The sequence below is a fragment of the Marinobacter sp. S0848L genome (assembly GCF_023016065.1).
Taxonomy (GTDB): Bacteria; Pseudomonadota; Gammaproteobacteria; order Pseudomonadales; family Oleiphilaceae; genus Marinobacter.
Genome location: NZ_JALKAQ010000004.1, coordinates 40,454 through 56,547, shown reverse-complemented (window position 1 = coordinate 56,547; position 16,094 = coordinate 40,454). Strand labels below are relative to the sequence as shown.

At 55.0% G+C, this 16,094-nt stretch carries 16 protein-coding genes; 7 read left to right on the top strand and 9 right to left on the bottom strand.

The annotated features are described in order from the left end of the window. Nucleotides 1-11 precede the first annotated feature (11 nt). From MWU64_RS06745 to MWU64_RS06715, 7 genes are all read right to left on the bottom strand, one after another. Nucleotides 12-971, bottom strand: coding sequence for a helix-turn-helix transcriptional regulator (locus MWU64_RS06745; RefSeq protein ID WP_247062796.1), 960 nt, complete (start codon nt 969-971; stop codon nt 12-14). Further along, nucleotides 955-1,758 (bottom strand): (2Fe-2S)-binding protein, encoded by an 804-nt coding sequence (locus tag MWU64_RS06740; protein WP_247062794.1) that lies wholly within the window; start codon nt 1,756-1,758, stop codon nt 955-957. Before MWU64_RS06740 ends, MWU64_RS06745 begins: the two co-directional genes overlap by 17 nt. Next, a complete protein-coding gene (fhuB, locus tag MWU64_RS06735; protein WP_247062793.1) occupies nt 1,745-3,775 on the bottom strand; it encodes a Fe(3+)-hydroxamate ABC transporter permease FhuB in 2,031 nt (676 codons plus the stop codon). The genes MWU64_RS06740 and fhuB overlap by 14 nt, the downstream gene beginning before the upstream one ends. Next, a complete protein-coding gene (locus MWU64_RS06730) occupies nt 3,765-4,691 on the bottom strand; it encodes an iron-siderophore ABC transporter substrate-binding protein (protein ID WP_247062792.1) in 927 nt (308 codons plus the stop codon). Before MWU64_RS06730 ends, fhuB begins: the two co-directional genes overlap by 11 nt. Continuing rightward, nucleotides 4,681-5,454, bottom strand: coding sequence for an ATP-binding cassette domain-containing protein (locus tag MWU64_RS06725; RefSeq protein ID WP_247062791.1), 774 nt, complete (start codon nt 5,452-5,454; stop codon nt 4,681-4,683). Before MWU64_RS06725 ends, MWU64_RS06730 begins: the two co-directional genes overlap by 11 nt. Nucleotides 5,455-5,530: 76 nt before the next feature. Next, complete coding sequence (locus tag MWU64_RS06720; protein ID WP_247062786.1) at nt 5,531-7,318, bottom strand: ABC transporter ATP-binding protein; 1,788 nt, start codon at nt 7,316-7,318, stop codon at nt 5,531-5,533. Between the two features lie 80 nt (nt 7,319-7,398). After that, nucleotides 7,399-7,851, bottom strand: coding sequence for a YaiI/YqxD family protein (locus MWU64_RS06715; RefSeq protein WP_247062785.1), 453 nt, complete (start codon nt 7,849-7,851; stop codon nt 7,399-7,401). 119 nt (nt 7,852-7,970) lie between these two features. Here MWU64_RS06715 and MWU64_RS06710 point away from each other — a divergent pair, with 119 nt between their 5' ends. The 5 genes from MWU64_RS06710 to MWU64_RS06690 all read left to right on the top strand — a co-directional run bounded on the left by MWU64_RS06710 (nt 7,971) and on the right by MWU64_RS06690 (nt 12,333). After that, nucleotides 7,971-8,309, top strand: coding sequence for a zinc ribbon domain-containing protein YjdM (locus MWU64_RS06710; protein WP_247062784.1), 339 nt, complete (start codon nt 7,971-7,973; stop codon nt 8,307-8,309). A 191-nt stretch (nt 8,310-8,500) separates the two neighbouring features. Next, nucleotides 8,501-9,580, top strand: coding sequence for a pyruvate dehydrogenase (acetyl-transferring) E1 component subunit alpha (gene pdhA / locus MWU64_RS06705; protein WP_247062783.1), 1,080 nt, complete (start codon nt 8,501-8,503; stop codon nt 9,578-9,580). Beyond that, on the top strand, nt 9,577-10,569 hold the full coding sequence (locus MWU64_RS06700; RefSeq protein ID WP_247062782.1) for an alpha-ketoacid dehydrogenase subunit beta: 993 nt from the start codon (nt 9,577-9,579) through the stop codon (nt 10,567-10,569). Before pdhA ends, MWU64_RS06700 begins: the two co-directional genes overlap by 4 nt. Nucleotides 10,570-10,580: 11 nt before the next feature. After that, nucleotides 10,581-11,705, top strand: coding sequence for a dihydrolipoamide acetyltransferase family protein (locus MWU64_RS06695; protein ID WP_247062781.1), 1,125 nt, complete (start codon nt 10,581-10,583; stop codon nt 11,703-11,705). A gap of 109 nt (nt 11,706-11,814) precedes the next feature. Beyond that, nucleotides 11,815-12,333 carry a copper chaperone PCu(A)C gene (locus MWU64_RS06690; protein ID WP_247062779.1) on the top strand — a complete coding sequence of 173 codons (519 nt, stop codon included), beginning with the start codon at nt 11,815-11,817 and terminating at the stop codon, nt 12,331-12,333. Nucleotides 12,334-12,354: 21 nt separating this feature from the next. Here MWU64_RS06690 and MWU64_RS06685 read toward each other — a convergent pair whose 3' ends face one another. Further along, the gene (locus MWU64_RS06685) at nt 12,355-12,654 is read right to left on the bottom strand and encodes a SelT/SelW/SelH family protein (RefSeq protein WP_247062772.1); all 300 of its coding nucleotides are present in this window, start codon (nt 12,652-12,654) and stop codon (nt 12,355-12,357) included. Between the two features lie 80 nt (nt 12,655-12,734). Here MWU64_RS06685 and MWU64_RS06680 point away from each other — a divergent pair, with 80 nt between their 5' ends. Beyond that, nucleotides 12,735-13,619, top strand: a complete 885-nt coding sequence (locus MWU64_RS06680; RefSeq protein WP_247062770.1) for a YegS/Rv2252/BmrU family lipid kinase — start codon at nt 12,735-12,737, stop codon at nt 13,617-13,619. Nucleotides 13,620-13,655: 36 nt separating this feature from the next. On the opposite strand, the gene MWU64_RS06675 is transcribed toward MWU64_RS06680, so the two are convergent. After that, on the bottom strand, nt 13,656-15,842 hold the full coding sequence (locus tag MWU64_RS06675; protein ID WP_247062768.1) for an OsmC domain/YcaO domain-containing protein: 2,187 nt from the start codon (nt 15,840-15,842) through the stop codon (nt 13,656-13,658). A gap of 24 nt (nt 15,843-15,866) precedes the next feature. Here MWU64_RS06675 and MWU64_RS06670 point away from each other — a divergent pair, with 24 nt between their 5' ends. Beyond that, nucleotides 15,867-16,094 carry a hypothetical protein gene (locus MWU64_RS06670; RefSeq protein WP_199008221.1) on the top strand — a complete coding sequence of 76 codons (228 nt, stop codon included), beginning with the start codon at nt 15,867-15,869 and terminating at the stop codon, nt 16,092-16,094.

Sequence of the window (16,094 nt, the reverse complement as noted above, 5' to 3'; positions counted from 1 at the left end):
AATTTTCGGAGTCACTGGCTATCTTTCGGTGAAACCCCGAATTCATGGCGAAATGCGGTGGCAAAGTTGGTGGCGTGGCGGTAGCCCACTTTGTGTGCGGTTTGTTGAACGCTGAAGCCTTGGCTGAGGTATTGTCGGGCCAGTTCCAGTCGGTGACGGCGAAGATAGTCGAAAGGGGATAGCCCGTACGTAGCGCGAAATTTGCTTCTCAGACTGCTGGGACTCATCGCCGCTATCCGTGCCAGTTCTGAAAACGAGTAGTTTTGATGCGGGGCGAATTCCAGTTTTTGACGTACCAATTCGAGGCGCTCGCGCTGAGGGTTGGAAACGACGTCCGTTGCGTGGGTTCGGGTGTTGCTTTTCGGTAGCCCTAAGCCTGTCAATTGGAGGGCCAAGCCTTCCAGTAGTAAAGACTGCTGTAGGTCTGGCAGATCTGGCGGATAGTTGTTTGTCAGTTGCGTTATGAGAAAATCCGGCAGAGACCAAACATGAAGAGGTTCATGGATAAGGGTGAGCAGCCGTAGCAGTGTCGGCGGGGCGGCTCGCCCCACATTTGCTCCTTTCGGATCAAATGCAAGTGTCACAGTGTTAAGGCGCTGCTGGGACATCTGCGTGGCTTGTAATGGATACTCAGGATGCAGCTGCATAGTCACAGCGCTGCCCGACCCCAATTTTTTCTCCAAGGCTCCGATTTTTAAATGAACATGGCCTTCAAGGACCAGCAGCATCAACAAAGGTGCGTGACCCAGTGATACCGATTTGTAGGGCTGGCGGATACTTAGTTGGGAAAAGGTGAACCGGAAGCCGGAGCTCAGAGCGTGCTCGGAGATTTCACCTTCCGCGATGATGGTTTGATCCGACCCGGCCTCGGTTTGCGAGATGTTGGGAAAGTGATAGTCGATGTCGAACTTCGCGCCAATTGCCCGAAAATCGCCAATGCGGTAAGTGCGGTGTTCAGCATGATCGTACATTTTTCCGAGCCTGAGGGATCGATTGCTGGGTCTCAATTTGCGCCATTCGCTCCTTGCGATGAACGCCGCAGGTTCCGCAATATCCTTCTTCTGGCAGTAGATATTTCAGGCAACAGCCCCGACGTTGAGGAATGGCGCACATGTGTTGGCTGAATTCCGCGGGGATCCAGTCAATATGGTTGTTGGCTTCGCAGTTAAACTGCGCTAGCCAGTGATTGGCTTGCTTACACAGAGCTTCTGGGTTCACCTGATTCCATATCATTGAATAGGGCGCGCCAAGCGCCAACCCGAAGCTGCTCCAGTATGCGCCGGGGCTGACTCCTAGCTCGTGGCGAAAAATCGGATACCAGTTCTGCAGCTGTTTGCTTAACCCGTGAATAAATGCGTGCGTCTCTAGCGGCTCAGAACTGTTGGCAAGGTGAAACCAAGTTAGATCATTGTCTTTCCAACATAGGAAAACCTGGTCTGGATTCAGGGCAATGGTATGACCGTCTCGGAACAGTCGGATAACCAAGGGCCAGATAATCTGTAGGGCAAGGTCCTGTTGCAGCACTGAAACCCGGGCTTTTCGGATTCGCGGGTGGTCGGCGTCCGGATAATTGTTCTGGATTGTTTGCCATATAAGGCCGGGGCTTTCTAATAGCTGTGCCAGCGAAAACAGCGTTGACTGAGGGTGGATATCCGATAGCGTGTCGCTTTTAAGCAATGCGCTCGGCTTGATGCCTTCGCTTGCGGCGAGATGGTGGTAGTCTGCCAGCCATTGGTGACCTGCTTCAGTTTTTACCATGACGACCCAGCCCCCAAAGAAAATATAAGCCGCCAACCAGAGCAGCCAGTAGCCCCGCGGGTAGTTGGTTCGGGTAAACCAGAATCCGAGCTAAGTAGTCCGCGATTGCGAGCAATAAACCACCAGCCAGCGCAGCGGCGATCAGCTGCTTCCCCACGGTTTGTTGGCCTAGGACGCGGGCCAGGTGAGGGGCAATGAGCCCCACGAAACTTAAGGGGCCGATGACGACCGTTGCGGCAGCCGTCAATGCGGCCGCGAGCAGCAACAGTAAAAGTCGTGCACGGGGTACCTGAAGGCCAAGAGCGGAAGCGGAGGTTTCCCCCAGAGGTAAGAGGGTCAGGGGGCGAAGAGTGAGCAGAGTCAGGCCACCAAGGCCGACTACCAAAGCTAACAGACCGAATGCCTCCATTTCGGAAATCAACCAAGTGGAGCCGTACATCCAGTTCAATAATTGTGAGGCAACGGTACCGCCGGTGGCCATAACGAGGCGCAGCCCAGCATCCATAAACACGTACAGTGCCAGGCCTCCCAATAGCAGTTGATTACCCGAGAAACGGTGTTTCCGAGCTAGTAGCAATAACAGTCCAAGAGCTCCACATGCACCGAGGGTCGCAGCTGCAAGTTGACCAGCGCGCCCCAAATCCAGTCCCGTCAGGGCGAGTGTCACCATGACTAAGGCGGCGCCACCGCTGATACCAAGCAGTTCGGGGCTACCCATGGGGTTCCCTGTCATTCTCTGGATTAATGTGCCAGCCATTCCTAGCGCCATGCCGGCCAGAATTGCTGCCATTAATCGGGGGCCCCGCCATACCCAAGCATCTGTCCATTGCGCAAAAGGGGTCCAGTTCCAGCTTTCCAATCCCGGTGACCAGCTCATTGAGAGAACAATTGTTATGACCAATAAAGCGGTTAGCAGCCCTGCTACCTGGAACGGATTACGACGAGGGGGTAATAAACCGGTGGGGCTGGCGTCATGGTCCGGCATATGGTGGGCGTTGCGGAATCCTTGTAACGCCAGAAGGATAATTGGTCCGCCTATAAGGGCTGTGGTGGTGCCAGTGGGCACGAGTGAATCGCCACTGAGAGACGTTGTCCAATACGCGAGGGTGTCGGCCGCCAGGAGAATGCCAGCTCCAGCCAGAGTGCTCCAGAATAGCCGTTCTGTTAGCGTTCGGGCGCCTAGCAAGCGCGCCAGCACGGGGGCAGCCAGCCCCACAAATGCGACGACACCTACCCTGCTGACCACGACCGATGTCATGGCCACTACCAGAAACAGGGCTGTTGCGCGTAGCAGTGATACTTTCGCACCTAGTGCGTTTGCTGACGTTTGGCCCAGCTGCAGCAGTTGCAGCGGGCGTATTAAGGTCAGCATCAGTGTGGCAATGATCAGTACCTTGGGTAAAAGGTCGAAGAAGGGAGACCAGTTATTCTGTGCAAGCGAGCCGGCCCCCCAAATAAATAGGTTGCCCAGCCATTCACCTTTGAGTAAAAGCAAGGCCATGTTGATGGCGCCCAGAAAGAACGTCACAACCAGTCCGGCCAGAATGACGCTCACCGGCGAGAAACCCAGTCGCCAGGTAAGAAGAATAACAAGGCCTATAGCAAGAAGGCCGCCGGCCACCGCGGCTATGTCTGGGCTCAAAGCCAGTAGGCCGGGGGCAAACAATGTCGCCATCGTGATTCCAAACTGGCCGCCGGATTCCACCCCCAAAGTGGTAGGCGAGGCAAGGGGATTGCCCAGTACCTGTTGGGTAACCGCCCCTGAAAGGCCGAGTGCGCAGCCGATCAGCAATGCCATGGATATTCTGGGTGCCCAGGAAAAATGCGCCAAGACCGAGGCGTATTGATCGCCGTCGTAGGTCCAAAAAGCCGAGACAAGTTGTAGGGGGGAGAGTTGCTGAAGCCACGGCAGTGCGCTGGCCAGAAAAGCCAATAAGCATAGCAGGACAACGGTTGCCGGAAGCCGGGTGGGCATTTTCGGACGACCCGGTGTTGTCAGGGTTGCTTCACCGGACATTGGTGCTGCCCCCTTTTAGCAGAGCGTCGGTGAGCGTTACGGCCAGGCTTTTGACCTGATGCACGCCACCAAAAGACCAAGCGCTGGGGATCTGATAAATCTGTTGGTTTCTTACTGGCGGAAGATAGGTCCAGAATGGGCTCTCTTCCAGACTATCGGCAAGCCCCGGTACAAGCGGTTCAATGACGACCAAGCGGCTGTTTGGAATTCGTGCCACGGACTCGAGACCAATGGACGCGAAGCCCCAGTAGTTGCCGTGATTCGGCCATGCATTAGTCAGCCCAAGGCTATCCAATGCTGCCTGATACAGGCTGTCTTTGGTGTAGATTCGCACATGACGATTGTCCTGAAAGCTAACGAGTGCAATCGGAATGTCCGTTACGTTTGCACGGTCCAACCGGTCGCGCTGTTGTTCCAATGTTTGGTTGATGTTGGCCAGAACGGTTTTAGCACGGCCTTCCCGGTCAAGAATATCGCTGAGGACCAGAAGCATTTCCCGCGCTTTTTCGAAGGGGCGGGAGTCGGGTTTGTATACGCTGATGACGTAGGTTGGAGCAATTTGCTCCAGCAGCTCGTGGGCGGGTGCGATTTCTGTACTGGTGACAATCAAATCCGGCTTCAGTTCGGCAATCGCTTCCAGGCTAGGCGCAACACGCGTGCCCACGTTGGCGACGTCGTCGGGCAGTTCCGGTTTGCTCACCCAAGTACTGTAACCCGTCTTATCGGCCACGCCGACGGGGGTGATCCCTAGTAAAAGAAGGGTCTCTGTGGCTGCCCAGTTTAGTGCCACAATGCGCTTTGGGGGAGCATCGAGCTTCAGCGTGCCTCCCTCATGATTCCAGGTCTGGCTCATCCCGAAGGCGGGTAGTGCGAGAAAAAGTGCCCCGAGTAGCAGCGTTTTTGGATTAATGGACATAGGAAACCCATTGTCCAGGGGCTCGCTCCATGACACCCATTTGCACACTGTAGATGGTTTCAAGAATTTGGCTGTTCATAACATCGGCCGGGGTTCCATCTGCTACGACTGCGCCTGCTTTCAGAGCAACCAGACGGTCACAGAATCGAGCTGCAAGATCAACATCATGCAGCACAACAATGACCGTCAAAGCTCGCTGTTTGGCCAACCGTTGTACCAATCGTAAGGTTTCCACCTGATGCTTTACGTCCAGCGCCGAAATGGGCTCGTCCAGCAGCAAACAGCGGGTTTGCTGGGCCAGCAGCATAGCGATCCAGGCGCGCTGACGTTCGCCGCCTGAAAGAGTATCCACAGAACGGTGTTCGAAGGGTTTAAGGTCCGTGTCGGCAATGGCCTGATCAACCAGCGTGTGGTCTTCCTCACTTAAACGGCCCAGAGGGCCTCGCCAAGGGTAGCGGCCCAGGGCAATCAGCTCCCTTACTGTAAGGCCATCGGTGCCCGGCGGATGCTGGGGAAGGTAACCCACGATTCGCGCAAAAGCTCGGGCGCCGAGGCTCTTGGCAGTCTTTCCCTCCAGCATGACCTCACCGGCATTGGCCGGGAGTTGTCTGGCCAATGTTTTCAGCAATGTCGATTTGCCCGAGCCGTTGTGGCCAAGCAAAGCGGTAACCTGGCCTTCATCAAAGGCCAGGTTGATTTCCTGGAGAATGGCGGTGGCGCCGATGCGGACGCCAAGATTTCGCACATCAAAAAATGCCGGCATTCAGATCCCCCTGTTCGTGTGCATGGGAGGGTAATCTAAATGATAATTGCTATCAATGAGTTTTAGTGTGAGGTGCTCAAATTTGCCCGGTTTGAACGCGCCACTGAGCCGCATAGGAACCGCCATCAGCGATCAGACTGTTGTGGTTTCCTTGTTCAGTGATCTGCCCGTTCTCGACCACGGCAATGGTGTCGGCATCCACAATTGTAGAAAGCCGGTGAGCGATCATAATAACGGTGCGGTTATGGCCGATGCGTTTTAATGAACGCTGGATGGCGGCTTCGGTTTCGTTGTCGACCGCACTGGTTGCTTCGTCCAGCACCAAAATCGGTGGGTTTTTTAATAGCGCTCTGGCGAGTGAAAGCCGCTGACGCTGGCCACCAGAAAGGCGAATACCACGCTCTCCAACTTGTGTCGCCAAACCGTCAGGCAGGTTCTCGATAAAGGACCATGCTTCCGCCGTACGCGCAGCTTCGATAATCTCGTCGTCGGTGGCGCTGGGCTTGCCATAGGCCAAATTGTCCCGAATGCTTCCTTCAAATAAGTAGACATCCTGACTGACCAGTCCGATGGCCTCACGCAGAGATTTCAAGCTGATCGTGCGAATGGGTTGGCCATCGATACGGATGTTACCGTCAGACGTATCGTAAAAGCGTAGCAGTAGTTTAATCAGCGTTGATTTTCCGGAACCGGTCGCACCGACCAGCGCCAGTGTGTGGCCCGCTGGTATGTTCAGGGTTATGCCGTGAACCCCCGCGCCATTGCTAGTATAACGGAAGCTCACCTGATCGAAGGCGACTTCCCCGCGCACCGGTTGTTGCAAGGGAGTATCAGCTTCATCCTGAACGCTCATTGGCTCAGCGAGCAGGTCGAGAATGCGCCGGGTACTGGCCATGGCCCGTTCAAATAGGTCGATCACTTCTGCAAGGCCGGTCATTGGCCACAACAGGCGTTGAGTAAGAAACACCAGTACCCCGTAAGCGCCCACATTTAGACTGCCTTCCAGTGCCATCATACCGCCCACTGTAAAGGTGGCCAGGAAACCCGCCAGTATTGCCATACGAATCACTGGAATGAACGCAGAACTGACCCGAATGGCGCGTCGGTTGGCTTGCACGTAGGCTTCACTGGCGTCTTTAAGACGCTTTGCTTCCCGTTGCTCTGCGGTGAAACTCTTGATGGTGGCGATGCCACCCAGGTTATTGGCCAGCCGGCTGGACAGATCGCCCACCTTTTCCCGCACGTCGGAGTAGAGAGGGCCGGCCTTGCGCTGAAAATAAAACGCTCCCCATATAATCAGAGGGATTGGGGTGAATGCCAGCAGGGCGATCAATGGTGATAATACGAGGAACACCGCGCCAACTGCCACAACGGTGACCCCTACCTGGATCATCGCATTGGCACCGCCATCCAGAAAACGTTCCAGTTGGTTTACGTCGTCATTCATGGTGGCGACCAGCTGCCCGGAGCTGTTGGCTTCAAAAAAACTCATATCCAGGCGTTGTGCGTGCTCATAGGCATCCTGCCTGAGGTCAGACTGCAGGCGTTGGGACAGGTTGCGCCAGAGAATTTGGTAAAGATATTCAAACAGCGATTCGCCAGCCCAAATAAAGAAGGTGAGCACCGCCAGAATTGTGATCTGCTCTTGTGCGGTGTCGAAGCCTAATCCGGCAACAAAGCTTTCCTCCTGGTTCACCACCACATCGATGGCAACACCGATGAGAATTTCCGGTGCGATATCAAAAAGTTTGTTGATGATGGAGCAAGCGGTGGCGGAAAGAATGTTTCGACGGTAGCCACGCGCGTATCTTAGCAGACGGCCGAGGGCTGAGAAGCTGCTGGAATGGCGGGCGCGTGTGGTCATGATTTGCTTCCTTCTCGGTGTCTGATTTGCAGCGCCGGGAAGCGTAACGAATTCCGCACCCATTTAAAAGAGAATGATTTTCAGTTGCGAGAGTTCCTCTGCAACCAACGATCCAGTTGATTGGCAAACTCCTTGCGATCTGCCTGACCAAACGGTGCCGGGCCGCCGGTCACCTGTCCCGCATCGCGCATTTCTTCCATAAAGTTCCGCATCGCCAAACGCTGGCGAATATTCTCTTTGGTAAAAGCTTGGCCCCGTGGGTTAAACACTGTTGCGCCTTTTTCGATGGCTTCTGCCGCTAGTGGAATGTCTTGAGTGATCACCAGATCACCCGTATTCATCTGATCCATAATCTCGTTATCGGCAACGTCAAAGCCCTGAGGCACCTGCCGACGGCTGATAAACGGGCTGGGTGGTAGGGTAATGGCGTGGTTTGCAATGAAGGTGGTTTGCACCTTCCAGCGGGTAGCCGCGCGGCAGATGATTTCTCTGACGGGCACGGGGCAAGCGTCGGCATCGACCCATATCGGCATGTTGGTTTCCTTTCGTTCATGGGATTACTTGGCAGTTTACCTGTTCCGGCCGCCCCAGTGAGAACAACTTTTGGCGTGATGTTATAATGTGAGTCTCATCCAATTAACAGGAAATGATAATGTCTCAATTGCCACCGTGTCCCCAGTGTAACTCCCAGTTCACCTATGAAGACGGTGTTCAGCTAGTCTGCCCAGAGTGCGCCCATGAATGGACCGAAGCCGAGCAGGCGGAGGCGGAAGTCGAAAAGGTAATTCGGGATGCTAACGGAAACGAACTTCAGGACGGTGATACGGTAACCGTGATTAAAGACCTGAAAGTGAAAGGTTCCAGCTCCGTTGTGAAAGTAGGCACTAAAGTGAAAAACATTCGCCTGGTGGAGGGCGACCACGATATCGATTGTAAAATTGACGGCATCGGACCCATGAAGTTGAAATCCGAGTTCGTCAAGAAAGCCTGACACTCCGCGGTTGAACAATTGCATCCCATCGTCTAAATATTAAACAGAGTGCCGGCTGGCACTCTGTTTGATCCCGCAGCGTGCAACCCACGCTAATAACAAGACGAGTACTCCAACGCTGGAAGTGTCCGCCATAAGCGGGCATAGGTTCAGTCGGGCTGATATCGCACAGCCGGAGGCAGGAGGATGGGATGAAAGAACGGCATGAGTTTCATGTGGATAGCACATGCTATCTGGATGAGGATGGCACACCATTCGGAGAGTTGCCGATCCAGGCCGAGAACACCGACAGGGTTCTGGCTGCCTACCGAAATATGGTGCTTGCACGCACCCTGGATTCCAAAGCGATCGCGCTTCAACGTACCGGGAAATGTGGGACTTACCCTTCTGTGCTGGGCCACGAAGTCATCGGTACGGCCATTGGCCAGAGCATGGCCAAGACCGATGTTTTCGTTCCCTATTACCGTGATCAGGCCGCCCATATTCTTCGTGGTGTGTCTCTGAAAGAGTTGCTGCTTTATTGGGGTGGGGACGAGCGTGGAAGCGCGTGGAAAAACTGCCCTGAAGACCTGCCCATTGCTGTTCCCATCGCCACCCAGTGTGGGCATGCAGTAGGCGTAGCATCGGCGTTCCGGATTCGGGGCGAGGATCGGGCTGTCGTTTGCTGCATTGGCGATGGCGGCACCTCGAAAGGCGACTTCATGGAAAGCCTTAACCTTGCCGGTGCCTGGCATTTGCCGGTGGTCTTCGTTGTTATTAATAACCAGTGGGCCATTTCCACCCCTCGCAGTCTACAAAGCGGGGCTGAAACCATCGCACAGAAAGCCATTGGCGCCGGTTTACCCGGCCACATTGTGGATGGCAACGATTACTTTGCCTGCGCCGAAGCCTTGGATAATGCCATCAAGCGCGCCCACGAAGGCAAAGGGGCGACGGTTATTGAGGCGGTCACGTATCGGCTGGGTGACCACACCACCGCCGATGATGCCACCCGCTACCGCAGTGCCGAAGAGCTCAAGGAGGCGTGGGAAAAGGATGGTGTAAAACGGCTTCAGAATTGGTTGTTCAACAACGAACTTTGGAGCCCCGAACAGGAAAAAGCCCTGCAGGCGGATGCGAAGAAAACCATCGATGAAGCCGTAGAAGCCTACCTGGCGACCGAGGCCGAGCCACCCACCGCGATGCTCGATTACCTTTTCGAAACCCTCCCCGCTGCGCTTGAAGGGCAGCGGGAACAGATCGCCAACAAGTATCGTGGAGGTCCGGCATGAGTAAGTCAGACGTTCGTGATGTGACTTTGGTTGAAGCGGTCAACATGGCCCTGCACTGGGAAATGGCGCAAGACGAAAACGTGGTGGTATTAGGCGAAGATATTGCCACGAATGGCGGGGTGTTCCGGGCAACTCTCGGCCTGAAAGACGCCTTCGGGTTTAAGCGGGTGATGGACACGCCGTTGGCGGAAAACCTGATTGCCGGCACCGCGATTGGCATGGCCACACAGGGCTTAAAGCCGGTGGCGGAATTTCAGTTTATGGGGTTTATCTATCCGGCAATGGAGCAAATCGTTTGCCACGCCAGCCGGATGCGCAACCGGACACGCGGCCGGTTGCATTGCCCGTTGGTGTTCCGCGCTCCGTTTGGCGGAGGTATTCACGCACCTGAGCACCACTCTGAAAGTACCGAAGCACTATTTGCCCATATACCGGGTTTAAGAGTGGTGATCCCCAGTTCTCCCCAACGTGCCTATGGTCTGTTGTTAGCGGCCATTCGGGACCCGGACCCGGTTATCTTCCTTGAGCCTAAACGGATATACCGGGCTGTGACCCAGCGCGTCGAAAACAACGGCGAAGCGCTGCCTCTGGATACCTGTTTTACCTTGCGAGAAGGTGACGATGTCACGCTGATTACCTGGGGCCCTTGTGTCATGGAAACGCTGCAAGCGGCGGATAAGTTGGCTGAACAAGGTGTGGGGTGTGAGGTGATCGACGTGGCGACCATCAGCCCGCTTGACCGGGAAACTTTGCTTTATTCCGTGGCTAAAACCGGCAGGGCGGTGATCGTTCATGAAGCGTGTAGGAACGGCGGTGTTGGGGCCGAGATTGCCGCATCTATTGCGGAATCCGCATTTTTGGATTTGCAGGCACCCGTGATCAGAGTCACCGGGTACGACACGGTAATGCCTTACTACCGGAATGAGCAGAACTACCTGCCAAAAATCGAAGACATCGTACACGCCGTTGAGCAGGTTATTGGGCTGTAGGAGCGACAATTATGAAAAATTTCAGACTCCCAGATCTGGGTGAAGGCCTGCCGGAAGCCGAAATTGTTGAGTGGCATGTAAACGTGGGCGACACCGTGAAAGTGGATCAGGTGTTGGTCAGTGTGGAAACTGCCAAAGCGATCGTAGAAGTACCTTCGCCGCAAGCTGGTGTAATTGCCAAACTCTACGGCGATGCCGGCGATATCATCCATACCGGCGAACCCTTGCTGGCCTATGAAGGTGAAGATGAGGATTCCGGAACCGTTGTGGGTAAACTGGAATCATCCGGTAAGAGTGAAGGGAGAGACGCCCAGCAAGATAGCTTCATTGTTGGTGCCGCTGCGTCCAGCAAACGGGCCCGGTCAAATCGTGCCACCCCGGGCGTTCGGGCACTGGCCCAGCAGCTTGGGGTGAGCCTGGAAAACATAAAAGGCAGTGGCCCCGGTGGTTTGATCACCAATGATGATGTCTACAAGCAAGCCAGCCACCAGAAACAGCTGGGTGATGCGGAAGCATTGCGAGGCACGCGCCGAACCATGGCCAAGAACATGGCGCTGTCCCATGCCCAGGTTGTGCCTGTGTCGATTTTTGAGGATGTGGATGTAGGCGAGTGGAAGAAAGGCACAGACACCACCATGCGGCTGGTGCAAGCTATCGGCAAAGCATGTGCAGCGGTTCCGGAGCTCAATTGTTGGTTTGACGGAGACAATCTGAGCCGACAACTGCTCAATGAGGTGCATGTGGGGATTGCAGTAGACACCCCGGACGGATTGTTTGTGCCGGTGTTGAGAGATATTACGCATCGCAGCTTAAAAGACTTGAGACAAGGCTTGGAGAATCTAAGAGAGTCGGTTGCCTCCCGAAAGATTCCCCCTAAGGAAATGCAGGGCGCGACGATTACTTTATCTAATTTCGGGACCATGACCGGGCAATACGCCAATCCCATTGTCAGCCCGCCCCAAGTGGCGATTGTTGGCGCAGGCCGCATGCGGGAAAAGGTCGTTCCCTATGAAGGGGCTGCGACCATTCGTCGCATTCTGCCCTTGTCGCTGACCTTTGATCACCGCGCAGCGACGGGCGGGGAAGCCTCGCGGTTCTTGGGTGCGTTGGTTGATGCGCTGAGCAAACCTAACTGAGAATCCGGCGAGCAGAGCGCCGTCGGTCAGTGTGCATGTCTTGCCAAATGCGCTGGAGACAACAACACTAGGGGCTCCAATAAAGTTACCTTCGACTGCGCGAGACATCATGATCCAACGGAAGACTCTGACAACCGCTTTTTTGCTGTCCTGTTCAATTCTGTCACCCCAGGCTTCGGCAGCAGATCATCAGCATCATGACGGCCACCAAACAACCGGTGCCATCGAAGTTCATAATGCCTGGAGCCGCCCTACACCTCCGGGCACGCCTATGGGTGTGGGCTACATGACGATCACCAACCACGGAGCCGACGAAGTGCGATTGGTTGCGGCTGAAAGCCCCAGAGCAGGCCATGTCTCTATCCACGAAACCTCCATGCATGACGGTATGATGCGTATGCAGCCCCTTGCCAACGGTTTGGAAATTCCGGCCGGCAGCACGGTGGAGTTAAAACCCCGCAGTTACCACCTGATGCTGGAACAGCTAACAAAGCCCCTGATGGAAGGTGAAACGATTCCGGTCCAGCTGGATTTCGAGGATGCCGAGAATATTACCGTCAAGCTGGTTGTTCAGCCGCTAGACGCTAAGGTTATGGACCACTCGCATCATTCAGGAATGGAGCACTGAGGCGGCAGCTGCGTGCCGCGTTCAAGCCTCAGAACCGTGCTGCCGGGAGTGACCTTCGCTATGCCCCAGAGAATGCTCCGGGGCGATCTGGTCGCGAACCAGCTGCTTCAGTTGCTTGATCTCCGGAAAACCGCCTTGTTCCTTGCGCGACCAGATTCGCGTGTTGTTCACCCAAACCTCGAATATCCCGCCATTGCCCGGTTTAAGGGTCAGCTCGTCAATCATTCCGTTAAAAGTGGTGAGCAGTTCCTGAGCCATCCAGGACGAGCGCAACAGCCAGTTGCAGCCGGTGCAATAATGAAGCGTGACACGCGTTGCCATACGGTAATACTTCCTGCAGGAATTAGTGGGAGATTCATGCTATCAAATAAAGGTGCGGAATTCTTAACAGAGGAGACGTAATGCCCCATTGGCTAGTAGATAGTCCAGAGTCCGGAGACGGGACCCGGAACGCAGATTTCTGGCTTGAACATTTGCGGGCTCAAGGGATTACCGATGTCGAAGTCTGCCACCTGGATGAGCAGCAGCACTGGCGCGAGAGGGTAGCCGAAGGCGATTGTCTGATGGCGGCCGGGGGCGATGGCACGGTTAATAGCGTTGCGAAAATTTGCCTGGAAACCGATGCCGTGTTGGCCGTTTTGCCATCTGGAACTGCCAATGATTTTGCCCGCAACCTGAACATTCCGGAACAGCCGGAACAAGTCGCCAAGCTTGTTGCAGAGCGGCCGGTGCAGCAGATTGATGTGGCAATGGCCGGTGAACGGATGTTTCTGAATGTGGCGCACATTGGTCTGGGTACGTTGCCTGCCCGAGAAGCGGATTCGCCGACTAAAAAATGGTTGGGGAAATTCAGTTACGTGGCGACGCTGTTTCGCCAGATCGGCGAGCAACGAGGATTTCACGCGGAAATACAAACGGATAAATCGGCTATGAAAGGCCGCTGGTTGTCGATTGCCATTGCCTCGGGTGCCTTTTTTGGGGGCGGCCACGAAATCCCGGAAGCCTCAGCCAATGATGGGCAATTGAATATTGTGGCCGTGAAGCCGAGGCCCTTACTGCAATTGCTGTTTGCGTTCTTGATGGTGCGGCTCAATGGGGAAACGCCTAGAAGAACCAGTACCGTGGTGCAGGTCAAAAGCCCGGTGTGTCAGGTGCTCACGCAACAACCCAAGCCAGTCACCGTTGATGGTGACGAAGCCGGCACCACGCCGTTTGAGGCGGTCTGTAAGCAAGGTGTGTTGCGAGTTATCGGTAGGGAGGTAGTGCAGGCCGGAAAGGCAATGTAATGCGCTTTCCGGCCCCAGCGAAGCAGTGCTTACAGACTACAAGCCGGCCGCTTTGGCGCGCGCGGCGTGCAGCTTCTTGTAGCTCTCGATCATCTTCAAGTGCCTGTCCAGACCTTCCAGGTTCATGCTGGTTTCTTCCAGTCCGTAGAAACGTACCGAACCGTCGATGGAGCCAACAACCGCGTCCATGACGTCGTTACCGAACATGCGGCGGAAGTTATAAAGGTAATCGTCCAGTTCCAGCTCTTCGTCCAGCGTTGCCTCCAGAGAAGCTTGCATGGCCTGATAGAACAGGCCGCGCTCGACCGTGTTGTCGTTAAACTGCCGGAACATTTCGACCAGTTCCAGAGCTTCTTCGAGCTCACCCAGTGCCAGATAAATAAGCAGTTTCAGTTCCAGAATGGTGAGCTGGCCCCATACGGTGTTTTCATGAAACTCGATACCGATCAGGGTGACGATCGTCATGTAGACATCCAGCTCGGCTTCTTCCAATCGCTCCACCAGGCTCGCTAACTCGTCGTCGTTCAAGCGGTGCAGATTGAGGATGTCTTTCCGGAAGGCCAGCGCCATGTTGGTGTTGTCCCAGACCAGGTCTTCTACGGGGTACACTTCGGAGTAACCGGGCACCAGAATTCGGCAAACCGGAGCGCCAAGGTCTTCAAAGACGGCCATGTAGCACTCTTTGCCCATGTCCGAGAGAATGCCGAACAGCGCTTTGGCTTCTTCTTCGTTAGTGCCGGAGAAATCCCACTCGACAAAGTCGTAGTCGGATTTGGCACTGAAGAAACGCCAGGACACGACACCGCTGGAATCGATGAAGTGTTCCACATAGTTGTTGGGTTCGGTCACTGCCATGGTGTTAAAGGTAGGCGCGGGCAGGTCGTTCAGGCCTTCGAAGCTTCGGCCCTGCATTAATTCGGTGAGACTGCGCTCCAGCGCCACCTGGAAACTGGGGTGGGCGCCAAAGCAGGCAAATACACCGCCGGTTTTCGGGTTCATCACGGTGACCGAAATCACCGGAAACTGGCCGCCCAGAGAGGCATCTTTAACCAGCACCGGGAAGCCTTGCTCTTCCAGAGCGTTCAGACCTTCCACGATATCCGGGTACTTGGCCAGAACGTCATCCGGCACGTCCGGTAGAGCGATTTCGTTCTCGATGATCTCTTTCTTGACCGCGCGCTCGAGGATTTCTGACAAACATTGAACCTGCGCTTCCTGCAGAGTATTGCCGGCACTCATGCCGTTGCTGAGGAACAGGTTCTCGATCAGGTTAGAGGGGAAGTAAACCGTTTCCCCATCTGACTGGCGCACGTAGGGAATGCTGCAAATGCCACGCTCAGGCGTACCCGAGTTGGTGTCGAACAGGTGCGTACCGAGTAATTCTCCGTCAGGGTTGTAGATGCCCAGGCAGTAGTCATCCAGGATGCCTTCGGGCAGTTCGCCTTCGGGCCCCGGCTGGAACCACTTTTCGTTCGGGTAATGTACAAACTCGCTGTTGCCAACGTCCTGACCGAAGTACTGGTCGTTATAGAAGAAGTTGCAGTTCAAACGCTCGATGAATTCACCCAGTGCGGATGCCAGAGCGGCTTCCTTGGTGGCGCCTTTGCCGTTGGTGAAGCACATGTGCGCAGCGGTATCGCGAACGTGCAAAGACCAGACGTGGGGCACAATGTTGCGCCAGGAGGCAATCTCGATCTTCATGCCCAGATCCGCAAGAATCCCGGTCATATTGGCAATGGTCTGCTCAAGGGGCAGATCTTTACCTTCGATGTAAGTGCTGGTGTTGTCGCTGGCGCCAACGTTGAGCAGGGCCTGAGCGTCTTCATCCAGGTTTTCCACCACTTCAATCTGGAAGTCCGGGCCGGTTTGCACCACCTTTTTCACGGTGCAGCGGTCGATGGAGCGGATAATTCCTTGGCGGTCTTTGTCGGAAATGTCTTCCGGCAATTCCACCTGGATTCTGAAAATCTGTTTGTAGCGGTTTTCCGGGTCTACAATGTTGTTCTGTGACAACCGGATGTTGTCGGTCGGGATATCCCGGGCATTGCAGTAAACCTTCACAAAGTAAGCGGCGCACATGGCTGATGAAGCCAGAAAGTAATCAAACGGGCCGGGGGCAGAACCATCCCCTTTGTAGCGAACGGGTTGGTCTGAGACGACGGTAAAGTCGTCGAATTTGGCCTCGAGCCTCAGGTTGTCGAGATAATTGACTTTGATTTCCATGGGCAGCTTACCGGATTCAGAAATATGAGCAGTTTACGCGGAATAGACGAGGTTATCCCCGATGCGCGGGATGGTCTCACAAAAACAGAGAGGACGATACTCTACGTCCTCAGTGAAACCCAAAAGGAACTGGGCGGGCGCAACGTGCCCACCGTGATGCTTTACGGCCGAGTGCTGGAATACGTGAACATCAGCGAGCAGGAGTTGCACCTGTATCTGGATCGGCTCGGTGTGAAAGGCGATGGTTGTTAA

Excerpts from the sequence above, each read along its gene's own strand:
- MWU64_RS06745 (WP_247062796.1), bottom strand. The coding sequence starts at position 971 with ATGTACGATCATGCTGAACACCGCACTTACCGCATTGGCGATTTTCGG.
- MWU64_RS06740 (WP_247062794.1), bottom strand. The coding sequence starts at position 1,758 with ATGGTAAAAACTGAAGCAGGTCACCAATGGCTGGCAGACTACCACCAT.
- fhuB (WP_247062793.1), bottom strand. The coding sequence starts at position 3,775 with ATGTCCGGTGAAGCAACCCTGACAACACCGGGTCGTCCGAAAATGCCC.
- MWU64_RS06730 (WP_247062792.1), bottom strand. The coding sequence starts at position 4,691 with ATGTCCATTAATCCAAAAACGCTGCTACTCGGGGCACTTTTTCTCGCA.
- MWU64_RS06725 (WP_247062791.1), bottom strand. The coding sequence starts at position 5,454 with ATGCCGGCATTTTTTGATGTGCGAAATCTTGGCGTCCGCATCGGCGCC.
- MWU64_RS06720 (WP_247062786.1), bottom strand. The coding sequence starts at position 7,318 with ATGACCACACGCGCCCGCCATTCCAGCAGCTTCTCAGCCCTCGGCCGT.
- MWU64_RS06715 (WP_247062785.1), bottom strand. The coding sequence starts at position 7,851 with ATGCCGATATGGGTCGATGCCGACGCTTGCCCCGTGCCCGTCAGAGAA.
- MWU64_RS06710 (WP_247062784.1), top strand. The coding sequence starts at position 7,971 with ATGTCTCAATTGCCACCGTGTCCCCAGTGTAACTCCCAGTTCACCTAT.
- pdhA (WP_247062783.1), top strand. The coding sequence starts at position 8,501 with ATGAAAGAACGGCATGAGTTTCATGTGGATAGCACATGCTATCTGGAT.
- MWU64_RS06700 (WP_247062782.1), top strand. The coding sequence starts at position 9,577 with ATGAGTAAGTCAGACGTTCGTGATGTGACTTTGGTTGAAGCGGTCAAC.
- MWU64_RS06695 (WP_247062781.1), top strand. The coding sequence starts at position 10,581 with ATGAAAAATTTCAGACTCCCAGATCTGGGTGAAGGCCTGCCGGAAGCC.
- MWU64_RS06690 (WP_247062779.1), top strand. The coding sequence starts at position 11,815 with ATGATCCAACGGAAGACTCTGACAACCGCTTTTTTGCTGTCCTGTTCA.
- MWU64_RS06685 (WP_247062772.1), bottom strand. The coding sequence starts at position 12,654 with ATGGCAACGCGTGTCACGCTTCATTATTGCACCGGCTGCAACTGGCTG.
- MWU64_RS06680 (WP_247062770.1), top strand. The coding sequence starts at position 12,735 with ATGCCCCATTGGCTAGTAGATAGTCCAGAGTCCGGAGACGGGACCCGG.
- MWU64_RS06675 (WP_247062768.1), bottom strand. The coding sequence starts at position 15,842 with ATGGAAATCAAAGTCAATTATCTCGACAACCTGAGGCTCGAGGCCAAA.
- MWU64_RS06670 (WP_199008221.1), top strand. The coding sequence starts at position 15,867 with ATGAGCAGTTTACGCGGAATAGACGAGGTTATCCCCGATGCGCGGGAT.